23 protein-coding genes are annotated in these 23,941 nt (G+C 70.9%); 14 read left to right on the forward strand and 9 right to left on the reverse strand.

Going from position 1 to position 23,941, the window contains the following annotated elements:
* The first annotated feature begins 89 nt into the window (after positions 1-89).
* The 13 genes from LUM46_RS08665 (at position 90) to LUM46_RS08725 (ending at position 12,118) form a co-directional block, all read left to right on the forward strand.
* Positions 90-932, forward strand: coding sequence for a carbohydrate ABC transporter permease (locus LUM46_RS08665; protein WP_274993392.1), 843 nt, complete (start codon positions 90-92; stop codon positions 930-932).
* A complete protein-coding gene (locus tag LUM46_RS08670) occupies positions 929-1,870 on the forward strand; it encodes a carbohydrate ABC transporter permease (protein WP_274993394.1) in 942 nt (313 codons plus the stop codon). Before LUM46_RS08665 ends, LUM46_RS08670 begins: the two co-directional genes overlap by 4 nt.
* Positions 1,867-3,111, forward strand: coding sequence for an enolase C-terminal domain-like protein (locus LUM46_RS08675; protein WP_274993395.1), 1,245 nt, complete (start codon positions 1,867-1,869; stop codon positions 3,109-3,111). Before LUM46_RS08670 ends, LUM46_RS08675 begins: the two co-directional genes overlap by 4 nt.
* A complete protein-coding gene (locus tag LUM46_RS08680) occupies positions 3,105-4,367 on the forward strand; it encodes a serine/threonine-protein kinase (protein ID WP_274993396.1) in 1,263 nt (420 codons plus the stop codon). Before LUM46_RS08675 ends, LUM46_RS08680 begins: the two co-directional genes overlap by 7 nt.
* Complete coding sequence (locus LUM46_RS08685) at positions 4,364-5,044, forward strand: bifunctional 4-hydroxy-2-oxoglutarate aldolase/2-dehydro-3-deoxy-phosphogluconate aldolase (RefSeq protein WP_274993397.1); 681 nt, start codon at positions 4,364-4,366, stop codon at positions 5,042-5,044. Before LUM46_RS08680 ends, LUM46_RS08685 begins: the two co-directional genes overlap by 4 nt.
* A complete protein-coding gene (locus LUM46_RS08690; RefSeq protein WP_274993398.1) occupies positions 5,041-5,931 on the forward strand; it encodes an NAD(P)-dependent oxidoreductase in 891 nt (296 codons plus the stop codon). The genes LUM46_RS08685 and LUM46_RS08690 overlap by 4 nt, the downstream gene beginning before the upstream one ends.
* A 78-nt stretch (positions 5,932-6,009) precedes the next feature.
* Entirely contained in the window at positions 6,010-6,795 is a 786-nt protein-coding gene (locus LUM46_RS08695) for an IclR family transcriptional regulator (RefSeq protein ID WP_274993399.1), read from the forward strand.
* Positions 6,796-7,132: 337 nt separating this feature from the next.
* A complete protein-coding gene (locus LUM46_RS08700) occupies positions 7,133-7,915 on the forward strand; it encodes a helix-turn-helix domain-containing protein (protein ID WP_274993400.1) in 783 nt (260 codons plus the stop codon).
* Positions 7,912-8,634 (forward strand): GOLPH3/VPS74 family protein, encoded by a 723-nt coding sequence (locus LUM46_RS08705; RefSeq protein ID WP_274993401.1) that lies wholly within the window; start codon positions 7,912-7,914, stop codon positions 8,632-8,634. Before LUM46_RS08700 ends, LUM46_RS08705 begins: the two co-directional genes overlap by 4 nt.
* A 182-nt stretch (positions 8,635-8,816) precedes the next feature.
* Positions 8,817-9,332, forward strand: coding sequence for a small multidrug efflux protein (locus LUM46_RS08710; RefSeq protein WP_274993402.1), 516 nt, complete (start codon positions 8,817-8,819; stop codon positions 9,330-9,332).
* Positions 9,333-9,482: 150 nt separating this feature from the next.
* A complete protein-coding gene (locus LUM46_RS08715; protein ID WP_274993403.1) occupies positions 9,483-10,040 on the forward strand; it encodes a small multidrug efflux protein in 558 nt (185 codons plus the stop codon).
* 276 nt (positions 10,041-10,316) lie between these two features.
* Positions 10,317-10,859, forward strand: a complete 543-nt coding sequence (locus LUM46_RS08720; RefSeq protein WP_274993404.1) for a CPBP family intramembrane glutamic endopeptidase — start codon at positions 10,317-10,319, stop codon at positions 10,857-10,859.
* A 77-nt stretch (positions 10,860-10,936) separates the two neighbouring features.
* Complete coding sequence (locus LUM46_RS08725) at positions 10,937-12,118, forward strand: oxygenase MpaB family protein (protein ID WP_274993405.1); 1,182 nt, start codon at positions 10,937-10,939, stop codon at positions 12,116-12,118.
* 109 nt (positions 12,119-12,227) lie between these two features.
* Here LUM46_RS08725 and LUM46_RS08730 read toward each other — a convergent pair whose 3' ends face one another.
* From LUM46_RS08730 to LUM46_RS08760, 7 genes are all read right to left on the reverse strand, one after another.
* The gene (locus LUM46_RS08730; RefSeq protein ID WP_274993406.1) at positions 12,228-14,513 is read right to left on the reverse strand and encodes a xanthine dehydrogenase family protein molybdopterin-binding subunit; all 2,286 of its coding nucleotides are present in this window, start codon (positions 14,511-14,513) and stop codon (positions 12,228-12,230) included.
* An 11-nt stretch (positions 14,514-14,524) separates the two neighbouring features.
* The gene (locus tag LUM46_RS08735; RefSeq protein WP_274993407.1) at positions 14,525-15,700 is read right to left on the reverse strand and encodes an XdhC family protein; all 1,176 of its coding nucleotides are present in this window, start codon (positions 15,698-15,700) and stop codon (positions 14,525-14,527) included.
* A gap of 18 nt (positions 15,701-15,718) precedes the next feature.
* Positions 15,719-16,696 carry an FAD binding domain-containing protein gene (locus LUM46_RS08740; RefSeq protein ID WP_274993408.1) on the reverse strand — a complete coding sequence of 326 codons (978 nt, stop codon included), beginning with the start codon at positions 16,694-16,696 and terminating at the stop codon, positions 15,719-15,721.
* Positions 16,696-17,322, reverse strand: a complete 627-nt coding sequence (locus LUM46_RS08745) for a (2Fe-2S)-binding protein (protein WP_310242994.1) — start codon at positions 17,320-17,322, stop codon at positions 16,696-16,698. Before LUM46_RS08745 ends, LUM46_RS08740 begins: the two co-directional genes overlap by 1 nt.
* 151 nt (positions 17,323-17,473) lie before the next feature.
* Entirely contained in the window at positions 17,474-18,430 is a 957-nt protein-coding gene (locus LUM46_RS08750; RefSeq protein WP_274993409.1) for a carotenoid biosynthesis protein, read from the reverse strand.
* Between the two features lie 89 nt (positions 18,431-18,519).
* Entirely contained in the window at positions 18,520-19,359 is an 840-nt protein-coding gene (locus LUM46_RS08755) for a helix-turn-helix transcriptional regulator (protein WP_274993514.1), read from the reverse strand.
* Positions 19,360-19,623: 264 nt separating this feature from the next.
* Entirely contained in the window at positions 19,624-20,049 is a 426-nt protein-coding gene (locus tag LUM46_RS08760; RefSeq protein WP_274993410.1) for a MarR family winged helix-turn-helix transcriptional regulator, read from the reverse strand.
* A gap of 60 nt (positions 20,050-20,109) precedes the next feature.
* Between LUM46_RS08760 and LUM46_RS08765 the strand changes: the two genes are divergently transcribed.
* On the forward strand, positions 20,110-20,640 hold the full coding sequence (locus LUM46_RS08765; RefSeq protein ID WP_274993411.1) for a hypothetical protein: 531 nt from the start codon (positions 20,110-20,112) through the stop codon (positions 20,638-20,640).
* 79 nt (positions 20,641-20,719) lie between these two features.
* Here the strand turns inward: LUM46_RS08765 and LUM46_RS08770 are convergent, their stop codons facing one another.
* The gene (locus LUM46_RS08770; protein WP_274993412.1) at positions 20,720-22,960 is read right to left on the reverse strand and encodes a xanthine dehydrogenase family protein molybdopterin-binding subunit; all 2,241 of its coding nucleotides are present in this window, start codon (positions 22,958-22,960) and stop codon (positions 20,720-20,722) included.
* A complete protein-coding gene (locus LUM46_RS08775) occupies positions 22,957-23,937 on the reverse strand; it encodes an FAD binding domain-containing protein (RefSeq protein WP_274993413.1) in 981 nt (326 codons plus the stop codon). The genes LUM46_RS08770 and LUM46_RS08775 overlap by 4 nt, the downstream gene beginning before the upstream one ends.
* Positions 23,938-23,941: the final 4 nt, after the last annotated feature.

The following is a 23,941-nucleotide window of genomic DNA, read 5'->3' on the forward strand; positions in this document are numbered from 1 at the left end:
ACTCGACCGTGCTGAGGAGCACATCGCTCCGCCCCAGCACGACCTCGCCACCACGCCGACGCGGAAGCGTACGCCTGGGACGCACCGGCATGCTTTTCGTGCTCCCGGCCCTGCTCTACGTAGGGATCTTCCATCTTGTGCCCGTGGTCTACGGCCTCGTACTGAGCTTCACGGACTACGACCCGCTGTCGCGGACGAGCCCGGACGTGGTGGGGTTCGACAACTACGTCGCCATCTTCAGCGACGCTGCGTTCCGCGACTCACTGCTGGTCACCGGCAGGTACGTGCTCATGGTGCTGCCGGTGACGGTCGCACTCGCCCTTGGCCTCGCGCTGCTGGTCAACCGGCCGTTCCCCGGCGTCGGCCTCGTACGGTCGGCGCTGTACGTACCGCACATCGTGGCACTCACCGCCGTGAGCATGGTCTGGCTGTGGATGTACTCGTCGAACGGCCTGATCAACGAGGTACTCGGCTGGTTCCAGCTCCCCGCGCAGTCCTGGCTCTATGACGAGGACACCGCACTTCCGGCCGTCGCCGCCATGCGGGTGTGGAAGGCACTCGGCAGCAACATGGTGCTCCTCCTGGCAGGGCTCCAGTCGATTCCCAAGGAGCTCTACGAGGCGGCACGAGTGGACGGCGCACGGCGGTGGCAGCTCTTTCGCCACATCACGCTGCCCGGCCTGCGGCCGATCCTCGTCTACGTCGTCGCGATGGACATCATCTTCCTCGCACAGGGTTTCGCCGAGATCTTCGTCCTCACGGGAGGTGGGCCCCTCGGCAGCACGACGACGACCAACTACCTGATCTACACCGAGGCATTCCAGTACAACCGCATGGGCAGCGCGTCCGCCATGGCGTTCGTGCTCTTCGCCTTCATCGCCGGGGCATCGCTCCTTGCGGTCCGGGGGATGCTCGGACGGAGGCAGTCGTGACCAACACCCTTTCCCCTCCTACCGGGCGCGAAGCGCCCCCCGCGGCCACCCGGCCGCGTCGCCGTCGGCGCCGCGGCGGCCTCGACGGTCACGACCGTCTCACGCGGGCGGTGCTCCTCCTCGGGACCTGCCTGCTCGTGATGGTGCCCTTCGCCTGGATGATCAGTCTCGCGTTCACGCCCCCCGAGCAGGCATTCGGCTCCGTCGCGCTCGTGCCAGAGGACCCGACGCTGGAGAACTTCTCGACGGCACTGCTCGACGCCGACCTCCTGCGTGCTCTGGCGAACTCGGCGATCGTGGCCGCCGTGGTGGTACTCGGCAACTGCGTCATCGCGATCCTGGCCGGCTATGCGTTCGCGATGCTCCCCTTCCGCGGGAGCACCGCCGTGTTCTTCTCGCTCGTCGCGACGACCGCGATCCCGGTCTCGGTCACCCTCATCCCACTGTTCCTGATGACACGAGGTGTCCCGCTCGCCGGCGGCAACGACATCCTCGGGCAAGGAGGGAGCGGTCTGCTCGACACGCTCGCCGGGCTGACCCTCCCGCACCTGGTGATGCCGATGAACATCTTCTTGGCGCGACAGTACTTCAGCGGTTCTTCCCGCGACCTCGCCGAGGCCGCGCGGATCGACGGCGCAGGAGAATGGCGGATCTTCAGCCGGATCTATCTGCCCCTCGCCAAGCCACTGGTCGCGGTCATCGCCATCTTCTCGTTCACCGGCGTCTGGGACGACTTCCTCTGGCCGCTCGTCATCACGAGCTCACCGGAGTCCCAGACCGTGCAGCTCGCACTGGCGCGCTTCCTCGTGGACGGGAACGTCCAGTACGGCCCGCTCATGGCCGGCGTCGTCCTGGTGACGCTCCCGGTGATCGCGGTGTTCCTGTTCAACCAGCGCGGCTTCATCTCCGGGCTGACCGACGGGAGCGTGAAGGGATGAGCACCACGAGTACGATCCGCGAGGTCCGGATCACGCCCGTCGCACTGCCGGACCCCCCGTTGCTCAACGTCTGGGGCGTGCACGCGCCCTGGGCGCTGCGCACCTTCGTCGAGGTCGTGACGGACGACGGGACCGTCGGCCTCGGAGAGGCGCAGGGCGGTCTCGCGGCGCTCGAGCGGCTCGAGCGCGCGGCGCGCGCCGCCGTCGGCACGGACGTTCGCGATACCACCGCCCTCGAGGCCCGCGTGCGCGCGGCGCTCTCCGGCACCGCCGAACGACCTCTGCTGACCGCGTTCTCGCCCCTCGAGGTAGCGTGCCTCGACGCGCACGGCCGGCTCGACGACGTACCGTGCGTCGAGCTGCTCGGCGGACCGCACCGCGACCAGGTCGAGCTCACCGGGTACCTCTTCTTCAAGTGGGCGGGACAGCCCGGGCCCGATGGCACCACGGTGCCCGACGCCTGGGGCCCGATCCTCGACGCGGACAGCCTCGTGACGTCCGCACGCGCCCTCGTCGCCAAGTACGGCTTCCGTTCCCTCAAGCTCAAGGGAGGCGTGCTGCCGCCCGAGGACGAGATCGCGTGCATCCGTGCCCTGCGCGACGCCCTGCCTGGTGTCCTGCTACGCCTGGACCCCAACAACGCGTGGACGCTGCCGACGGCGCGGGCAGCGTCCGCCGAGCTCACGGGCCTGCTCGAGTACCTGGAGGACCCGACACCGTGCGGCTCCGACATGGCACGGCTCGCCGCGGAGACCGCGCTGCCGCTCGCCACGAACATGTGCGTCGCCGAGGAGGCCCAGATCGGGCCGGCTCTCGCCGACGGGTCGGTCGACGTGCTGCTCGCGGACCACCACTACTGGGGCGGACTGCGGCGCACCGTCGCGATCGCCCGACGCTGCGGCGAGATCGGCTGGGGTGTCTCGCTGCACTCCAACACACACCTGGGCGTCTCCCTGGCGGCCATGGCCCACATGGGCGCCGCGATCGGAAACCTGACGCACGCCGGGGACACCCACTACCCGTGGACGGCGGAGCACGACGTCCTCGTGCCGGGCGACATCGCCATCAAGGACGGAGCCGTCGCCGTACCTGCCGGGCCAGGGCTGGGCGTACGGCTCGACCCCGAACGGCTCGCAGCGGCCCACGAGGCGTACCTGAGCTGCGGGTTCCGTGAACGCGGCGACACCGCCTGGATGCGGACGGTCCAGCCGGACTTCGACCCGAGCGTGCCACGGTGGTGAGGACCTCGACCGGCACCCAGCCACGGCTCCGGGCAAGCGCCTACCTGTTCCCCTGGGACGTCGTGGACGACGCGACCGCGGACGCTGTCGCCGACCTCTCCGCCGACTCCGTCACGCTCGCGGCGGTGTACCACTCGGTGCGCGCCCTTGCGCCCCGACACCCCGACCGGCGGATCGTGACGAGCGACCGTACGCGGGCCTACACCGCACCGCCGCCCGGCGGGTGGGCAAGCATCGCGCTCCCGCCGGCTGACGAGGTGGACGTCACGGGCACCAGTGACACGTTCGGCAGAGCGCGGGACTTGTTGGCGGAGCGAGACCTTCCTGTACGCGCATGGTTGACGCTCACGCACGTCGACGGTCTCACCGGCCGGCCGGACCTGCTGCGGCGCACGGTCTTGGGCGACGCCCTCGACTACGCGCTGTGTCCCGCGCAGCCCGAGGTCCTCGAGCGCAGCGCTGCACTGGTCACCGGCGTGCTGGCCGGGTCAGGGACACGGTCGATCGTGCTCGAGGCCGTCGGCCCGCTGTCAGCCGTGCACGTGTCCGAGCACGACAAGACGGGGCTCGATGGGCATGCTCCGGAACTCACAACCGTCCTGTCCTTCTGCTTCTGCCCCGCGTGCTGCCGCTCCCTGCGGTCCCACGACATCGACGACGCCGAGCTCATGGCTCGGGTGCGCAGTCGCCTGCTGACCGGGGACGAGCAGGGCGCGGCCGCGCTCCTGACGGCCCCGGGGGTCCGCCGGCACACCGCCGCGGTGGCGGAGAGGGCCCTCGCCGGCGCGACGACGGCGGCCGTGCGGGCCGGTGCTCGTGAGGTGCTCGTGCATGCGACGGCTCTTCCCACCGACGGCGGACCGGCAATACCCGTCGGTGACCAGCCCGCCGCTGCGGCACTCACCACGACGGAGGGGGCCCGGCTGCAGCTCGTCGCGTCGTGCTGGCTCCCTGGCGACGTCAGCCGACGCCGCGTGGCGGCACTCGCAGCGGTGAGCGGCAGGGCGGGTGCGAGCACGGGTGCTTTCGTGAACGTGCTGCGCCGCGCGGACCCGCCCTCGGCCGACCTGCCGGTGCGCCCGGCGGCGCCCGCCACCCCGGAAGCGGCGCAGTGGCGCGGCCTCCTGGAGGCGGGGGCCACCGAGCTGCATCTGTACCACGCGGGCCTCGCGAGCACAGCGACTCTCCGGCGCGTCCGGACCGCGCTCGCCGACCTGCGCCAGACCACCCGTCCCACACCGGAAGTGACCCGATGATCGACCTGCTCGCTGTTCTCGCCCCGCGACCCGTGATCGCGATCATGCGGGCTGCGCGACCCGACCACCTGCTCGATGCCGCGACCCGGCTCGTCGCGGGTGGGATCACCACGATCGAGATCACGCTGACGACGCCCGGGGCGCTGGACGCGCTCGGAGCGGTCCGTGCCGCGCACCCCGATGCCGTCGTCGGCGCGGGCACCGTGCGCACCCCCGAGCTCGCGCACCGCGCCATCGACGCGGGCGCGGAGTTCCTCGTCAGCCAGCTGCTTAACCCGGACGTCATCGACGTAGCCCACGCCGCGGGCGTACCCATGGTGCCCGGCTGCCTCACACCCAACGAGATCGCCACCGCCTGGGACCACGACGTCCAGGCGGTGAAGGTCTCACCGATCGCGCCCGTCGGCGGCGCGTCGTACCTTCGCGAGGTCCGCGCGCCGATGCCCGACGTACCGCTGATCGTGACCGGCGGCATCGAGCCCGACCAGCTCGAGACCTACCTGGCCGCCGGCGCCACCGCCGTCGGCCTCAGCGCGCGACTCTTCGGTGACTGCCTGGACTCCGGTGACACGAGCATGCTCGAGTCCCGCGCACGCGCCGTCGTCCACCTGCTGCACCGGCTCGAACCCCCCAGCGCGGGACAGCCCGCGCTCCTCAGGACGGAGACCTCAGCATGACCACTATCGCGTTCATCGGCCTCGGCGTCATGGGTCTGCCCATGGCCACCCATCTGGTCGCGGCAGGCCACGACGTCGTGGGGGTGAACCGTCGACCCGGACCGCGCGATCAGCTCGTCCGTGCCGGTGGGCGCGCCGCCGCGGACGCACACGAGGCCGCCACCGAGGCTGACGTCGTCATCACGATGTTGCCGGACTCGCCCGACGTCGAGGCGGTGATGCTGGGCGACGACGGGGTGCTCGCCCACATGCGGAAGGGAGCGCTGCACATAGACATGAGCAGCATCGCCCCGTCGAGCGCGCGCCGGGTCGCGGAGTCGGCGCGCGCCGTGGGTGTCGAGCCGCTGGACGCGCCCGTGAGCGGCGGGCAAGCCGGGGCGCTCGCCGGAAACCTTTCGGTCATGGTCGGTGGCGAGCGGTCCACGTTCGACCGGGCAGAGCCCGTGCTCGCGGTCATGGGCACGACCGTGCGGTACCTCGGCCCATCAGGGTCCGGACAGACGGTGAAGGCCGCCAACCAGCTCGTCGTCGCCGGGATCATCGAGCTGGTCAGCGAGGCGCTGGTCTTCCTGCACGCCTACGACGTCGACCTGCCGACGGCGACGTCGGTGCTTGCGGGCGGGCTGGCGGGCAACCGGGTCCTCGACCTCAAGTCGGCGGGAATGCTGGCGCACGAGTTCGAACCGGGGTTCCGCCTCGAGCTGCACCACAAGGACCTGACCAACCTGCTCGACGCCGCCCGCAGCGCCGAGGTCGCGTTGCCGGTGGGCTCGCTCGTCGCCCAGCTCCTGGGGGCAGCCAAGGCCCAGGGCAGCGGCGCCCTCGACCACTCCGCACTGTTGCTCGAGGTCGAGCGGCTCTCGGCACGGAACATCGCCCGACGGTAGGTGACGATGAGGCGATCCGGGCAGTGGGTACGCACGCCGGTAGGATCCTGCGCACAGGTCAGTAACGGGAGGTAGGGGGTGGGTGTCACGAGCACACGACCGCTCGTCAAGTCGGCCGAGCGCACGGTGCGTCTCCTGGAGGTGCTCGGGGCAAGTGCCACGCCGCTCACCCTTGCCGAGATCCATCAGATCACGGGGTATCCCAAGTCGTCGCTGCACGAGCTCGTCCAGACGCTGATCGCGCTGCGCTGGCTGGAGGCGACCCCGGACGGTCTCGCCTTCAGCATCGGCACCAGCGCGCTGCTGACCGGGACCGCCTACCTGGATGCCGATCCCTCCGTCCCTCATGCCGTACGGCACCTGGAGGAACTCCAGGCGGAGGTCGGGTACACCGCTCACTTCGCGCGGCTCGACGGTGCTCACGTCATCTATCTCGCCAGCAAGGAGACCACCGAGAAGCGTCACGTCACCTCTCGCGTCGGACGCAAGCTGCCCGCGGCCTCGACGGCGCTCGGACGGGCGGTCCTCGCCGAGCGTACGGACGCTGAGCTTGCAGCGATCCTGGCTGACTCGTCCGGTGCGCCGTGGGGTGTGGACGAACCGCACGAGGCAGATCTCGACAAGCTCTCCCCAGCGCTCGGCGAAGCGCGCGAGCGCGGCTACGCCGTCGAGCGAGGGCAGACGAACCCGGGCATCGCCTGCGTCGCGGTAGCGGTCTCCTACAGGATCCCTGCGACCGACGCGATCTCGTGCTCGCTGCCGATCGACCGCGCGAGCCCCGAGGAGCTCGAGCGGGTCGCAGGCGCGATCGCGGCCCACGCCGAGGCGCTCACCGGGGAGCTGCGCCGCGCAGGTGTCCGGTAGATCAAGAGCGACGAGCGGCAGATCGTGGCCGACAGCCCTACTGCGGACCAGGCGTGCCAAGACTTGACCGTCACCCATCTACCCTCCAGGAACAGCCCCTGGACCCCGGTCGCCAGAAGCTCACCACGTGCCGCGAAGGGCCTGTCCGCTGCGCGGTGTGCCGAAGGCCACACGCCACATGCCCCGGCTTCGCGGTGATCGGCTACGCCGTCAACGACGTCGGCGTTCCGCTGCTGAAGTCGCGACCAGGGGGTGACGTCGAGCACCCAGTGGGACGGTTGACTGTGTCCCAAGGGCATAGTTTTCACTGGTTCTCAACGGAAGGGCGGTGAGAACGATGGCCTGGAGCACACGTCAGCTCGCGGACCTCGCAGGTACGACGATCAAGGCTGTTCGGCACTACCACGCCCTGGGGTTGCTCGACGAGCCGCGGCGCACGGCGAACGGCTACAAGCAGTACGAGACGGCGCACCTCATCCGGCTGCTGCAGATCAAGCGGCTGAGCGATCTGGGGCTTCCGCTCTCCCAGATCGCCACCATGAACCGCGCCGACGAGGTGCCGGACGAGGCGATCCGGCTGATCGATGCGGAGCTCGCGGCGACGATCGAGCGGCTGCAGCGTGTCCGGGCAGAGCTCGCAGTGCTCCTGCGGCACCGTGCTCCGATAGATGTTCCTCGCGGATTCGAGTCGGTCACGCCGAATCTTTCGGACAACGACCGCGCCATGATCCTCGTCTACGGTCAGGTCCTCGACGAGAGCGCGATGGGCGAGCTCCGTGAGCTGGTGAGCCGGCGCGATCCCGTCGACGACGAGTTCGACGCACTTCCGGTGGACGCGGACGAAGCGGTGATACAAGACCTGGCCGAACGGATGGCAGGTCCGCTCGCTGCGGCACAGGCCGCATTTCCGGTGGTGGCGGACCCCGCCCGGTACTCGACGCACAGCGCCGAGCGAACGGCCAGCACGGTCTCGCAGGCGATCGGCGATCTCTACCACCCCGCCCAGATCGAGGTGCTGCGTCGAGCGCACGCGATCGCGACGACCGGCTCGGCAGCCGACCCGGATCCCCGGCGTGGAGCCGAACCTTCCCGTGGCGCGACCGACGGAGGAGCACGATGACCGACCCAGCCGTAAGCCCTCAACCGGAGAACCCGGCCGCCACCGGTGGTGCGGACATGACGCTGCCGGAGGCCGTCATGCTTCTCCTGTTCGATCCCCGCAGCGGCACCATCGCGGGCGAGGGTCAGCCGCTGATGTACATACTCGGCGGCGCGATGCTCGTCGACCTCGCCGCGAGAGGGCACGTCGAGCTCGACGACAGGAAGCGCCGTGTTCGCGCCGTCGGCCACGCTCCGGAGGACTCGCTGCTGCGCGGAGCGTGGGAGCGGGTCCCGGAGTCCGCGACCGGGATCAGAGGGCTCGTGGCCGACATCGGCGCCCGGTCGAGAGAGAGCACGCTGAACCGGCTCGTCGCTCGAGGTGATGTTCGTCGGGAGCCGCACCGTCTCCTGGGCTTCATCCCGACACACGCGCTCAAGGGCGGAGACACCGATACGCGCGACCGGCTGCTCGTGCCGGTCCGGGCCGCGTTGGTGGACGCCGCCGAACCCGATGCCCGGACCGCCACGCTCATCGCGCTGCTCTCCGCGAGCAAGAACCTGGCGGCGATGCACGCCGACATCCCCTGGTCCGGAGACGTCTACACGCGCGGCAAGAAGTTCGAGCGCGGCGACTGGGGCGCGAAGGCCGCCTCCGACGTCATCCTGAGCGCTCTTGTCGCGCAGGTCGTCGGGACCGCGTTCGCGACGACTGTCGCGACGTTCACGCAGCCTGACTGACCACCTTCACCGGCGAGAGCCTCAAGTCTCCACGGGCGGCTCCGCCCGGATCCTCATCACCGACGACGCGTGCTCGGCGTGCCCGAATCACGAGCGCGCCCAGCACTGGAAGAGAGAACACGTTGAACCCCGTCGAACCATTGGTCCAGGGATTCCGAGATCTTGTCGCGGACGTTCCCGAGGTGGTCCAACCGCTGGTCGTCGCGCTGGCCGGCGCCGTGCCCTTCGTCGAGGGTGAGCTCGCGACGATGATCGGGGTGCTCGGCGGCCTCAATCCGGTACTGGCCGGGATCGCCGCCGCCGGGGGCAACTTCCTCTGCGTCTTCCTGATCGTCACCGTCAGCAGCCGTGCGCGTACAGCGACCCTCGCACGTCGGGCGCGGCGAGAGGCGGTGGGTGTGTCGGTAGGCCCGACGCCGCCGGGCGGCGCCGGGGTGGAGGAGGCGCCCGCCAAGGAGAAGCCGGAATCGAAGGGCAAGGAGCGCTTCCGGCGCTACCTCACTCGGTACGGAGTGCCCGGGGCGAGCCTTCTGGGCCCCCTCGCGATGCCTACCCAGTTCACCGCCGCGCTGCTGGTCGCCGGTGGCGTGGCCAAACCTTGGGTACTGCTGTGGCAGGGCATCGCGATCACCCTGTGGACCGCGATCGCGACAGTGAGCGCCTGGCTGGCCCTGCTCGTGGTCTACAACGTGGGCTGAGGCGGGCACGGTCATGACACATGTCATGGATGCGGGGTGTGTTCGCCCCGGGAGGTGGTGACAGGCCGGCACTTCTGAGCGGCGCTCCCGAGCGGTGGACTGGAGTCAGCACGGGGGACACCCCGAGACCCACACCGACAGGAGCACATCATGAGCCTCATCGACAGCCTGCAGGACCTCGTCGGGCAGGTGCCCGAGCTCGTGCAGCCGCTGATCGTCGCGGCCGCGGGCGCTATCCCGTTCGTCGAGGGCGAGGGAGGGGTGGCGATCGGGATCATCGGTGGGATCAACCCGGTCGTCGCCGCGATCGCCGCGATGGTCGGCAACTTCCTCGTCGTGGCCGCGCTGGTGCTGCTCAGCTCCGGTGCGCGCAACGCCGTCGTGACCCGGCACCGGACCAAGGTGGCCGCACGGGCCGGAGCGCCGGCGGGTGGCGAGACCGTCCTGATGACCGCGCCGGTCGAGGACGCGCAGGACTCCCGCGGCGCCGCGCGCCGTGCGAAGTTCCAGCGCGCGTACGAGCGCTACGGCGTTCCCGGCGTGAGCCTGCTCGGACCGCTCCTGCTGCCCACGCACTTCACCGCCACGATGCTCGCGGCCTCCGGCGTCGGCAAGACCCGCATCCTGATCTGGCAGGCCGTGGCGATCATCGCCTGGACCACGCTCACCGCGCTCCTCATCAGCGGCGTCATCAACGCCACCGCCTGAGAACCCGGTCTACCCCGCCCGCACCAGGCTGACGCACACCTGCACCAGGAGACTCAGTGTGCCGTACCGGTCCACGCCCTTGTCTGCTGCAGCCTCGTCCGTCAGCAGCTCGGCGAGGGCGCCCCGCCCAGGTCCCGAGGGGGCGCCCTACCGCCTGGTGCTCGTGGGGGAGAAGCGCCGCATCGGGCGTGGCATCCTCGCGATCGTGCTGCTGCACGCCGGCCTGCTGGGGTTCGGGGCGGCGTTCGCCCAGCTCGGAGGCCAGAGCGATCTGCTGTGCGGACGGGACTCGCTGCGCTGGAACCGTCGCCGGAAGCACGCTGGGCGGTCGCCGATCTCCTGTTCGTGTTCGCGGTCACGATCGTCATCGTGCCGTTGCAGGCGGCGGGGGAGGAGTACGGCTACCGAGGCCTGATCTTCCGGGTCGCCGCGAGCTGGGGCCACGGACCGCGATCTGCGCTCGTCCTGGGCGTCGTCGTCTCGGCGGTGCTGTTCGCCACGATCCACCTGTCCGCCGACGTCTGGCTGAACCTTCAGTTCGTAGCTGTCGGCGTGGCGTTCGCACTCATCACCTGGCGCACCGGTGGCCTCGAGACCGCGGTCGTGCTGCATGCCGCCAACAATGTCTTCGGGCTCCTGCTGGCCCTGGTGCTGCACGCGGACCTGGGCGCCACGACGGACCGCTCGTCGGGTGCCGGCTCTGCCGCCTTCCTCGTCCCGGTCGTGCTGCTGGCGATCATCACCTCGGTGATCTGGTACCGCACCCGGCACGACGGGCCTCGCCCTACCTCTGGGGCAGGCTCGCCGACTCCGCCGTGAGGAGAGCCCGTCGAGCGGTCGCAGAGGGGGATCAAGAGGCCGTGGATGGCGTCCCGCTCGGCGGTTTTGATGACTACATGACCGCTTCGAAGAATGTCTCACCGGTACCCGAACGGGCTGTCAACCTCGCAACGGCCCGCACCCGCCACGGCGACCGCGTCGACGCCATGCTGCGGGCGCTCCAGGTGGGGGACCCCCTCGCCGACGCCGTCATCGTCGAGCTCGACCAGCTCGGCCGGTCCGCCCGCGCGGCGCTCGGACGTGGCCTCGCCGAGGGCCGGGCGAGCGTGCCGGACGCCCCGCCGGCCGTCGCCGCACTGCTCGCCCACACCCAGACCGTGCCCGGCTGGGTCTCGGCGGACCTGCTGGACGAGGGGGACCGGACCTCGCTCGCCGTGCCGCCGCACTGGCGCGGCCTCGCCTTCGCGGGAGGTTCGCTCGCCCACACCTACAGGTCGCCGGCGATCGCGAGGCTGCTCGTGGGTACGGGCCGGCTGACCACGACAGCACCGCGCCGCCTGGCCGAGACCGGGCTGTGGAACGCCTCGGTCGTCCTGCCCGGCGGCCTGCGTCACGGCGCTCCCGGCTACGTGCAGACCGTGCAGGTCCGGTTGCTGCACGCGCGGGTGCGGGCCTCGGCCACGGCGCACGGCTGGGACGCCGGCCAGTGGGGCGTACCGATCAACCAGGCCGACGTGGCACGGACCTGGCTGGACTTCACGGTGGTGCCGTTCACGTTCCTGGAGGGCATCGGCTACCGGCTCACGGACGAGGAACAGTCCCGCCTGTACCGCTACTGGTGGTACGTGGGCCACCTGCTCGGTCTGGACGAGGAGTTCTTCCTCGGCATCGAGGACCACCAGCAGGCCGGCGAGCTGCTCGACCTGCTCGACTCGACGTCCGCCGCGCCGGACGAGAACAGCCGGGCGCTCGTCGCGGCCTTGTTCGACGCGGCGACCACCAACCTCGCGGCCCTGCCGCAGTCGCCGCTGGACGCGTCAGGCTGGCGTGACCTGCTGAACGCCCTGGCCGGCCGGTACCACGGAGACGCTGCGGCGGGGCTGGGCATCGCGGAGTCGCCCGTCACCTCCGTGCTACCGCTGCTCGCGGCGGGGGAGGCGAAGGCGCGTCGCTACCAGCTGCAAGTTCCGGGAGCCGTGCAGGAGGCCGTGGAGGACGGCGCCCAGGCGTTCCGCGGCATCATCGCGGTCCTCGGTGATGCCAGTGCCGCGTACCAGGATCACGTCGCGGCTCCGTGAGCCACCCGGAGTGAGCCACCCGGACACCGCCGAGGGGCCATCCGATCATGTTGATCGGGTGGCCCCTCGGGCGTAGCCAGGTGCGCCGGTGCCCTGAGAAGGTGGGCGTCTACAGGTGCTCGATCAGTTTGTCGGGGGTGATGGGGACGTCGCGCACGCGGATGCCGGTGGCGTTGTAGACGGCGTTGCCGATCGCGGCTGCCGAAGCCACGGTGCCGATCTCGCCGAGGCCGCGGGCGCCGAGGCTCCCGGTCCCGACGTCCTCGCTGCCGTCGCCCAGCGGCCCGGTGAGCCGGGGGTCGGGCCGGTCGAGCATGACCACGTCGATGTCGGGGACGTCGGCATTCACGGGCACGAGGTAGTCGGCCAGGGTGCTGTTGGCCAGCCGCCCGGTGCGGAGCTCGAGGTGGTTCTCCTCCAGGAGGGCGTGGCCGATGCCGAAGATGACGCCGCCGACGAGCTGGCTGCGGGCGGCCTTGGCGTTGATGACGCGGCCGACGTCGGCGACGGTGGTGAACCGGGTGACGCGGGTCTCGCCGGTGAACCGGTTGACCCGTACCTCGCAGAAGTGAGCACCGAAGCTGTGGTGGATGACCCCGGGGATGGGGTCGCCTCCCGGAGAGGACTCCATGTCGACGCCGCGCGATCCGATGGCGGTGAGCAGGCGGCCGAAGGTCATCGAGCGGCCGCCCCCGTGCAGGATGCCGCGCTCGTAGCGCAGGTCCTCGGCGGCCGCTCCCTGCCAGGGCGACCCGTCCCTGGTGACGGCAAGCCGCTTGAGCTCCGCGATGACGTTCCGGGCGGCGTCCACGACCAGCGGCACCGTGGCATGCGTGCCGCTGGAGCCGACCGCGGGTGCGCCCGGGGGAAGGTAGGTGTCACCGATCTCGGGCGTCACCCGCGCCAGCGGGATGCCCAGGGCATCGGCGCCGGAGATCGCCACCATGGTCGTCGCGCCGGTGCCGAGGTCCGAGGTGGCTGTGGACACCACCGCCGTGTCGTCGTTGCGCAGCTGGACCCGGGCGGCGAACCCGGTCCGGCGTGCCGCAGGGTAGATGGCGGTCGCCATGCCGGTGCCGTACAGCCACTGCCCGTCGACGCGTGCGCGGGGCGTGGCGCTGCGGGTGGACCAGCCGAAGCGTTCGGCTCCGACGCGGTAGCACTCGTCCAGGTGCTTGCTCGACCAGGGCAGCCCCGAGGAAGGGCTGGTGGTGGCGTAGTTGCGCAGCCGCAGCGCCACGGGGTCGACACCGGTGGCGATGGCCAGCTCGTCCATCGCCGTCTCCAGGGCGAAGGACCCGGGCGCCTCGTTCGGGCCGCGCATCGCCCGGCTCCCGGGGATGTCGAGGACGGCCAGCTGAGCGTCGACGTGCAGGTTGGGCGTGCTGTAGAGCGCGTCCGACGTGGAGTGGGCCGGCGTCATGGTGAACGACATGGTGCTCGGACGCTCGGCGAGGCTCCGGTGGCTGACCGCGTTGAGCACTCCCCGCCGGGAGGCGCCCAGCCTGACGGTCTGCGTGAGGTGCGAACGGTGGCCGGTCAGGGTGAACATCTGTTCCCGGGTGAGGACCAGCCGGACCGGCCGGCCGAGCTCACGGGCCGCGGCAGCGGCCAGGGGCGTATCGCTCCACAGGACGACGCGGGCGCCGAACCCGCCACCCACGTACTTCGTGATCAGTCGGACGTTCTGGGGCAGCAGACCGAGCCGCTGTGCCATTCCGAGCGCATACGCCGCGGGGATCTGCGCGCCGGCGTAGATGGTGACGCGGTCCGGTTCCTCCCAGACGGCGAGGACCGCGTGAGGCTCCATCCCGACGTGGTGCTGCACGTTCTGGTGGAACTCGGCCTCCACCACGACGTCGCTGGCGGCGAGCGCGGCGTCGATCGACTCGACGCCAGGAGCCAGGATGTTGAGGCTGCTCGGCGACCCGCTGATGGTGGGGCCGGCGGGCACGTGCGGCTCGTCCGCGATCGAGGTGCGCGGCGGCTCGGCGGCGTAGGTCGCGGTGACCAGCGCCGCGGCGTCGCGTGCCTGCTCGGGGGTCTCGGCGACGACCATCGCTATGGCCTGGCCGTAAAAATGGACCGCCGCGGTCTGCAGCGGGATGTAGGGCTCGGTGAAGCCGGCGGCCTGGCCGGTGACTCCGTACAGCGCCAGGCGCTCGATGGGTTCCGGCGCGGCGTACACGCGCAGCACCCCGGGGGAGGCCAGTGCGGCGGCGGTGTCGATCCGGGTGATGGTGCCTCGCGCGATGGTGCTGGTGACGAGGTGGGCGTGGGCGAGGTCGGCGGCGCGCTCGGGGGCGCGGTAGTCACCGGAGTACTCGGCCGCGCCGGTGACCTTCAGTCTGCCGTCGACGCGGTCGATCTCGCGTCCTACGGGGGAACGGGGCATCGTGGCTCCTTCTAGCTGCTGTGCGTGAGCGGGCGCGGCGACGGGACGCTGCGGTGGGTGACGTCGTGCTGGACGACTTTGCGGTGGATCGGGACCCCGGTGCTCAGGGGTACGCCGGAGCCGTCGTGCCGGTTCGCGACGATCTCCGCCGCGATCGACAGTGCGGTCTCCTGCGGGGTGCGGGCACCGAGGTCGAGCCCGATCGGTGAGTGCAGCCGACCCAGCTCGTGATCGGTCAGGCCCGCCTCGCGGAGCCGGGCCAGGCGTTCCTCGTGGGTGCGGCGGGAGCCCATGGCTCCGACGTACGCCACGGGCAGGCGCAGGGCGGCGGTCAGGAGCGGCAGGTCGAACTTGGGGTCGTGGGTGAGCACGCAGACGACGGTGCGCTGGTCGAGCAGCCCGGCCTCGGCCTGGGCCCCGAGATGGCGGTGCGGCCATTCCACGACGACCTCCGCGCCCGGGAACCGCTCCGGGGTGGCGAACGTGGGCCGGGCGTCGCAGACCGTCACCCGGTACCCGAGGAAGGTGCCGAGCCGGGCCAGCGCGGCGGCGTGGTCGGTGGCGCCGAAAACGAGCATCCGCGGCGCCGGGGTGCTGGACTCCACCAGCAGCGTCATGGGATCCCGGCAGTAGCTGTCGGCCACCCCGATCTCGACCGTGCCGCTCTGGCCGGCATGCAGCATGTCCGCCGCCTGCGCCCCGGCGACCTGGTCGAGCAGCTCGTCGCCGAGAGTTCCCTGGCTGGGCTGACCGGGACGCACGACGATCGTCCGGCCCAGGTGCGCCTCGGGGCCACGCACCACCGTGGCCAGGGCGACCGACTCGTCCCGCGTGGCGTCGAGGAGGGCCGCTTCCAGCCTCGGTTCGGTGGCCGGGTCGTGGTGGCGCAGCAGGAGCTCGATGGTTCCGCCGCAGGTCAGGCCGACGCCGATCGCATCGGCGTCGGTGTACCCGAACCGCAGGACCTGGGGCTGGTGGTCCCCGGCGAGCATCTCCTGACAGGCGTCGTGCACGGCGGCGTCGACGCACCCGCCGGACACGTTGCCCAGCACCGCGCCGTCGGCGTCGACCACGAGCGACGAGCCGGGCTGCCGGGGTGCGCTGCCGGCCACGTTCGTGACGGTGGCCGTCACGAACGGGATCCGGCGGCGGGTGCGTTCGAGCAGCTGGGCGGCGAGCTCAAGCATGGCTGCCGCCTGTCCCGATCATCGGCTCTCCTGCAGCTCGGTCAGTGCCCGCACCAGGGTGCGGCGCAGCAGGGCGGGCTTGAACGCGTTGTGCTCACGCGGCTGCGCGCCGTCCGCGGCACGGACGACGGCGGCCTCGAACGTGGCGGAGGTGGCGGGCCGGCCGGTCAGGGCGCGTTCGACCGCCGTCAGCCGCCACGGCCTGGTCCCCACTCCGCCTGCGGCGACCCGGGCATTCGTGATGGTCCGGCCCCGTACCTCGAGGGCGACGGCCGCCGAGGTGAGCGCGAACTCGTACGACTGCCGGTCGCGGACCTTCACGTAGAGCGAGTGCGCCGCCCAGGGTGAGCGGGGCACGGTGATGCCGGTGATCAGCTCGTTCGGTCGCAGCACGTTCTCGACGTCGGGGGTGCTACCGGGCAGGGTGTAGAAGGTGTCGAGCGGCACGCTGCGGGTGCCCCGCGCCGAGGCGAGGTGCACCACCGTGCTCAGCGCCACGAGCGGGACAGCCAGGTCGCTGGGGTGGCTCGCGATGCAGTCGTCGCTGGTGCCGAGGACCGCATGACCGCGGTTGACACCCTCCAGCGCCGAGCACCCGCTGCCCGGCTCGCGCTTGTTGCACGGGGTGCTGACGTCGCGGAAGTAGCCGCACCGCGTGCGCTGCAGCAGGTTCCCGCCGATGCTCGCCATGTTGCGCAGCTGGGCCGAGGCGCTCAGCTCCAACGCCTGCGCGACCATCGGGTAGTTCTCCCGCACGGCGGGATCGGCGGCGACGTCGCTCATCCGTTCCAGCGCACCGATGTGCAGCCCTTTGCGGTCCAGGGTGATGCCGTCCAGCGGCAGCCGGTTGATGTCCACGACGCGCTCGGGGGTCATCACCTCGAGCTTCATCAGGTCCACCAGGGTGGTACCGCCGGCCAGGAACGCGGTGTCAGATCCGGCCCCCCGCAGGGCCTCGCGGACCGAACGGGCCTGGGCGAAGGTGTAGGGCCGCATCAGCGCATCACCTTCTGTGCGTCACGGATGGCGTCGACGATGCGCGGGTAGGCGCTGCAGCGACAGATGTTGCCCGACATGCGCTCGCGGATCTCGTCGTCCGAGCGGGCGGGACCCTCGTCGTCGACCATGGCGACGGCGGACATGATCTGTCCCGGGGTGCAGAAGCCGCACTGCAGGCCGTCGTGCTCGACGAACGCCTGCTGCATCGGGTGCAGCCGATCCCCGTCGGCCAGGCCCTCGATCGTGGTGACCTCGTGGCCGGTCGTCGATGCCGCCAGGGTCAGACAGGACAGCACCCGCCGCCCGTCGACGTGCACCGTGCACGCCCCGCACTGACCGCGGTCGCAACCCTTCTTTGTGCCCTTGAGGTCCAGCTTCTCGCGGAGCGTGTCGAGCAGGGTGGCCCGTGGGTCGACCAGCACCGTGACCGGCGCGCCGTTGACGGCGGCCCGCACCAGCACCTGTGCCACCCCGTCCGCGGTGGCGGAAGCTGCCTCTGCCGCCTCGGCCTCGGCTGTCGCGTTCAGCAGCGGCGTCACGGCGGCGGCGACCAGGCCGCCGCCCAGGAAGTTTCGCCGGGAGACGCCCGAACGGCCGTGTCCCGCATCGTTGTCTGGATTCATCGAGTCTCTCCTGGCTGGTCGCAGCTTCGGGCAGGGAAGGACAGCGCCGCGACCATCCGTGTGGTCTCCGGGCTCGGTACTGGTCCCAGGTTGGGCACTGGGGCGAAGGACATCCAGGACCTGCCGATCCCAGGCTGAGGTCGCCGGGGTGTCAGGCGCGGTTCAGGTCGCCTCGGGCGATCTTCGTGATCGCGAAGAGGGAGACAGGGATGATGCTGAAGATGTTGAAGATCATGAGCGCCTCGAAGATCGCCGGCGTGCTCCACGCGGCGCCGGTCGCGTCGACGACGGTGTCGCCTTCGGTGAATCCGAGGAAAGCGGATATCGAGCTGATGCCGAACATCATGTAGATGAGCACCGGTTGCAGGTGAGAGATCCGTGGCAGACCGTCACTGGTTCTCTCGGGGTGCCGGGTCTGGCGAGTGGCGAGGACCAGTGCGAATACCTGGAAGAAGCTCCACGTCACGAACCACCAGCCGAGATAGTTCGTGAAGGGGACGCCGAAGACGCCGCCGCCCTCTTCCCAGACCCATGCGCCTCGGACGGTCGAGGAGATCGAGTCGATGCCGACGTCGAACATTGTCATGACGGCACCGGCCAGCACCGGCAGTGCGAAGACGTTGATCCGGCCCGGCCGGGTGCGCAGGTTCAGATGTTCGTCCGCGCGGTCGAGGACCGTGTTGGCAGTCATCCAGCTGACGAAGCCGATGCCGAAGTAGGCCACACCGATGATCACGGGTACGTAGAACAGTTGCGGCGTGAGCGTGTAGTGGTAGTTGCCGAACGGGAAGCCCGTCATGACGCTCAGGTTTTCCCAGGCGAAGCTGATGACGTAGCTGATCGCGAAGAAGGCGAGCAGCAGCCCCCAGCCGTATCGCCGCGTGCCCTGCACGAGGGCGAGGGCGACGCCGAGCAGTGCGATGGACTGCGCCGCCGCGGGCGCGCCGGTCAACGGCACGATCACGGCGGCAGCGGCGGCTGCCGCGACCACGATCCATCCGAGAGCTCGTCGGACTGGGCCGTAGGATCGTCGCGAGGGGCCTTCCGTGGTGATTCTGAGGCTGAACGTGTCGGACATGATTTCCTTCCCTGGGGAGACGGTCTCCACAGTGGTGGAAGGCGGCACCGTTATTCAGGGCCTGTCGATCCGCCCCTGACCAGCGCGAGAGCAGGGATGGCGCCCGTTCCTCGCGGGCATCAGTCACACGTCCGCGCTGCGATGACGGACAGCTGCTGCAGCTTCTCGTCGCTCTCGGAGCCGGGGACGGCCGCGAAGACGAGCAGGCGGTGCGACTGGTCCGGGTCGAGCAGGGACTGACAGGTCAGTTCCAGGGCGCCGACCTCGGGGTGGACCAAGCGCTTGACGGCGACCGGCCGCACGCCGACCTCGTGAGCGTTCCACGCCTCGCGGAACTCGTCGCTCTGCCCGAGCAGGAGGTCCGCCAGCTGCGCTGCCCGGGAGCCGGGGCCGCGCAGTGCGGCGACGTGGCGCAGGCCGGCGGCGAAAGTGCGGGTGAGCAGGGTATGGTCGTCGGGGTCGTAGAGCTGTCGTGTGGTGGGGTCGGTGAACCACCGGTAGCCGATGCTACGGGCGGGTCCCGTGTGCCGGGTCCGGTCTCCGGTGAGCGCGATCCCCAGCGGGCTCTGCCGGAGAGTCTCCCCGAGCTCGGTGACGATCTCCGCGGGAGAGTCGTCCAGGCAGTCGAGGATGCGGAGCAGACCGGGGCTGACGTGTTCGCCGGCCGCGCCGCGCGCCGGTGGGTTGTGCCCGGAGAGTCGAAGCAGGTGGTCGCGTTCGTCGAGGCAGAGGCCCAGTCCCTGCGCGATGGAGGTGATCATCTGCACGGACGGGTGAGGTCCGCGCTCTCGTTCGAGCCGCGCGTAGTAGTCGGCCGACATGTGACAGAGCGAGGCGACCTCCTCCCGTCGCAGGCCGCCGGTCCTTCGGCGCGATCCGCGCGGGAGGCCGACGTCCTCAGGTTGCAGCGACTCGCGGCGCCGTCGCAGGAACTCGGCGAGCCCGGCCCGATCGATCACCATGGGTTCCCTCTCTGATCGCCGGCTGCGGCCGGTCGTACCATGGTCTCCGCGCCGGGGATCATCGACCACCCGACGTCGAGGCGTCGAACCCGCAGGGCGTGGTCCATGAGACGACCATCGGCGCCTACCTGATTGGATCCGCAGACCGTGACCAGTGGGGTTCCATGGGCGACCACGCCGGAGGAACCTGGCGGTGGGGCATTCGGTCAGGGCGGCGCCCGGTGACTCGGGGCGCCAAGTAACTCAGGACGGTCGCGTGCCTCAGGACGTCAGGAGCCTGCGAACAATCCTTCGGAGCGCCCTGACGTCCTCGGGGTCGAGGGCATCGAGCAGGTGACGTCGGGCTGAGTCCTCCAATGTCGGTATCGACGTGTCGAGCGCATCCCTGCCCCTGGTGAGCAGGGCCACCTCGACACCCCCCGTCACCTTTCCACGGGTCACGTACTCGCGCGCCTCCATCCTGGTGAGCAGGTGCGACAGCCGGGTCCGGTCCCAGCCCAGCTCTGCGGCCAGGACGTTCTGGCGCGCGGCGCCGCCGGCCTCGAAAAGAGTGACCAGGACGCTCAGCTCGGGCTCCGAGAGATCGGATCCGGCGGTCACCTCGGCGACGATCGGTGCTCGCACCGCCTCGAACGCGCGCTTCCATGTCAACCACAGCTCCGCGGCACTCTCGACCCGTGTTGACATGTCAACATTCGCTTTCTATCGTAGGTCGAACCAGTATCGCCACAATCCTAGGGGTTCTCCGTGCCCGACTCTCAACGGCGCTACGTCGGCCTGCGCTACATCGCACTCCTCCCGCTCGCGCTCTTCGTCCCCGTCGTGCTCGCTCTGCTGATCGACCCCACCGTGGTCTGGGGGGAGTACCTCGGCGTCTTCTTCCACCTCTCGATCCTGCTCCTCGTGTCGCGCCTGGACGCCGCACCATGGGCCAGGGCTGCCGGGTACGGCTGGGTCGCCCTGGACGTGCTGGCAGGCATTCTGATGATCAACGACATCTCCTACGAGACCGCGTGGGCGGTCCGTCTCGGCGGCCACGTCCTTGCCGGCGTCTGGATCGTCGCAAGCTCGCTGGTGTCCCGATCCTGGCTCGTGCGTGTCGCCGGACTCGTCTCCGGCGTGTGGCTCGGTGGATACTCCTTCGTCGGCACGACAGTGCCCGAGGAGTTCCTCAGCCCGGCGGGGATCGTCACCGCGGTGTGGATCGCCCTGGTCGCCATCTATGGGCAGGAGTCCGAGGAGCCGCCCGCTGCCCGCGCTGTTCTGGCAGGCAGATGACATGTCAACAACGGCGTGAGCCGGTGCGCCGGGTGGTGCCCGAGGTGGGGCTCGGGTCGCTCGTGACCACCGGTGGTCGTCACCGGGGCATGAGCAGGGCCTCGGGCGTGATGGGCAGGTCGCGGACCCGGCGTCCTGTCGCGTTGAAGACGGCGTTGGCGATCGCGGGCGCCACGCCGACCTGCACGACCTCGCCGAGCCCTTTGACGCCGATCGGTGCGGCCTCGTTGTCGACGCCTTCGATATAGATCGCGCGGATGTCGGCTGCGTCCGCGTTGGTCGGCACGAGGTAGTCCGCGAGGTTGGCGTTCAGGATCCGGCCGTCACGCGGGTCGGTGACGGTGTGCTCCAGGAGTGCTTGGCCCAGGCCGCCGATCATGCCACCGTGGGCCTGGCTGTCGGCGAGCTTGGGGTTGACGATGCGTCCGGCGTCGAAGACCCCGAGCATCCGGCGGACCCGCACGATCCCGAGCCGGGCGTCGACGGCGACCTCGGCGAAGATCGCGCTGTAGGCGTACATCGAGTACCGGATCTCCTCGGGCGGCTCGTAGCCACCGACCGCCTCGAGATGGGTCCGGCCGTTGCGCGCCAGCAGCTGCTGATAGGTCTCGCCACGGCGCGGATCCGCCCTGGCGTGCAGCCATCCGCGCCGCACGACGACCTCGTCGGCGGGCACGCCGTGCAAGGGCGACCGGTCGTCGCCCACCGCCAGGGCGACCGCCTTGCGCCGCAGCCTGTCGCAGGTCGCCTGGACGGCGGAGCCCACGCTCGCCATGGTCCAGGCCAGCGCGTGCACGGGGGCCGGGGGCATCGTGGAGTCGCCGAGCTGGAACTGCACGCTCCACATCGGCAGACCGAGGGCGTCGGCGGCGACCTGTGCCATCGACGTCGTCGTGCCCGGGCCCATGTCGCTGCTCGCCGAGCGGACGACGACGGTCCCGTCGGCGCCGAGCCGGGCGTGCGCCTGCGCGGGGGCGCTCTCGGCCGGGTAGGCCCCGGCCGCCATACCCATACCGATCAGCCAGTCGCCCTCGCGCACCGCCCGCGGACGGGAGCTGCGCCGGTGCCAGCCGAACTCGCGCATGCCGGTCGTGTAGCACTCGTGGAGCCGTCGCGTGGAGAACGGCTGACCGGTCGCGGGGTCGTCGGCGGGCTCGTTGCGGATCCGCAGCTCGATCGGGTCGATGCCGAGCTCGTGCGCCAGCTCGTCCAGGGAGGTCTCCAGGGCAGTCGCCGTGGTGGACCACCCCGGGCCACGCATCCACGTCGGTGTGTTGACGTCCAGGGGAACGAGCCTTACGTCCTGCCGGAAGTGCGGCGTGTCGTAGAGCATCCGGCCCAGTGCGAGGTCGTCCGAGTGGCGCTCGTAGCGGGAGGTCTCGCCCCGCACGTCGTGCACGACGGCAGTCAGCCGACCGTCTCGCTCGCTGCCGAGGCGCACGCCGTACTCGTAGGCCGGGCGGAACCCGATGCCGAAGTAGAGCTGCCTCCTGCTGAGGACGAGCTTGACCGGGCGACGAAGCTCCCGGGCCGCCAGCGCCGCGGCCACGGAGTGGACCCAGGTACGTCCGGAGTTGCCGAACGCTCCGCCGACGAAGCGCGAGTAGCACCGCACGGCGGCCTGGGCGATCCCGAAGACCGCCGCGAGCTCGTTCCTGGGGTCGGCGACCCACTGGGTCTTCTCCCAGACCGTGAGGCGGTCGCCGTCCCAGCGCGCCACGATCGCGTGCGGTTCCATCGCGTTGTGGTGGTTCCGCCCCATCCGGTAGGTCATCTCGAGCTGCACCGGGGCCGAGGCGAGCGCGGCTGCGGCGTCGCCGCGGGTGTAGACGTCGGGCTCGTGGGCGGGTGCTGTCACGAGGTCGAGCTGTGGGGGCTCCGCGTCGTAGGTGGCCTCGACGAGGCGAGCGGCGTGCCGCGCCGCCTCCAGGGTCGTGGCGACGACGACGGCGACCGGTTGTCCGAAGAACCGGACGTGGTCGTCCTGGAACGCGCGCAAGCGCTCGCCAGGCGGGTGGATCGAGTCGGGGAAGGAGTTGTCCCGGTACGGCAGCCGCGGCGCGTTCCCGTGGTGGATCACGGTGAGGACGTCCGGGGCGGCCAGGGCGGCGCGGGTGTCGATGCCGGTGATCCTTCCCCTGCCGATGGTGGCGTCCACGAGTACCGCGTGCACGATCCCGTCGATGCCGTCGGCGGGGCCGTGGTCCGCGGCGAAGCGGGCCTGGCCGGTCACCTTGAGGCGTCCGTCGACGCGGGACCGCGGCGTGCCGACCGTGGCCTGAGGCTGCCGGGCGGGCTGCGGGGCGGGCTGCGGGGTCATGAGCGCCCTCCTACGATGCGGAGCTGGCGTTCGACGGTGCGTCGCAGCAGCTCGGTCTTGAAACCGTTGTGGACCAGTGGTCGCGCCCCGTCGGCGGCTCGTTCGGCGGCCTGCCCCCAGAGGTCGGGCGAGGGGCGTCTGCCGACGAGGTGCTGCTCGACGGCCGGGAGCTTCCAGGGAATGGTGCCCACTCCGCCGGCGGCGACCTTGGCTGTGTGGATCACGCCGCCCCTGATGTGCAGCGCGACGGCGACGGAGGTGAGCGCGAACTCGTAGCTCTCCCGGTCGCGCACCTTCAGGTACCCGGACCGCAGCGGCCGCGGGAGCGGGGGTATCTCGAGGGCCACGATCAGCTCACCGGGTCGGAGGTCCTGCTCCTGGTCCGGCGTGTCGCCGGGCGGCAGCAGGAAATGGCCGATCGGTGTGGCCCGTCGGCCCTCCGGGCCGACCAGGTGCACGGTGGCCTCGAACGCCGTCAGGACGACCGCCAGGTCGGACGGGTGCGTCGCGACGCAGTGTTCGGAGGTTCCGAGGATGGCGTGGGTCCGGTTGTAGCCCTCCAGGGCCGAGCAGCCCGAACCGGGCTCGCGCCGGTTGCAGGGAGCCGAGACGTCGCGGAAGTACGCGCATCGCGGGCGCTGCATGACGTTGCCGCCGATGGTGGCCATGTTGCGCAGCTGCGCCGAGGCGCTCAGCTCCAGCGCCTGCGCGACGGCGGGGTAGGTCTGCCGCACGACGGGGTCCGCGGCGACGTCCGCCATCCGGGCGAGTGCTCCGATGCGGAGGCCGCCACGCGGCGTGGCGCTGACGTCGGACAGGGGAAGGCCGACGATGTCGACGAGGGCGCTTGGGCGCTCGACCGTCTCGCGCATGAGGTCCACCAGGGTGGTGCCCCCGGCGATGTACCTGCCTCCGCGCTCACCGGCTTCGATCGCTTCGTGGACGGAGGTCGCCCTGGTGTAGGTGAAGGGGAACATGGCG

Source organism: Promicromonospora iranensis (assembly GCF_028994805.1).
Taxonomy (GTDB): Bacteria; Actinomycetota; Actinomycetes; order Actinomycetales; family Cellulomonadaceae; genus Promicromonospora; species Promicromonospora iranensis.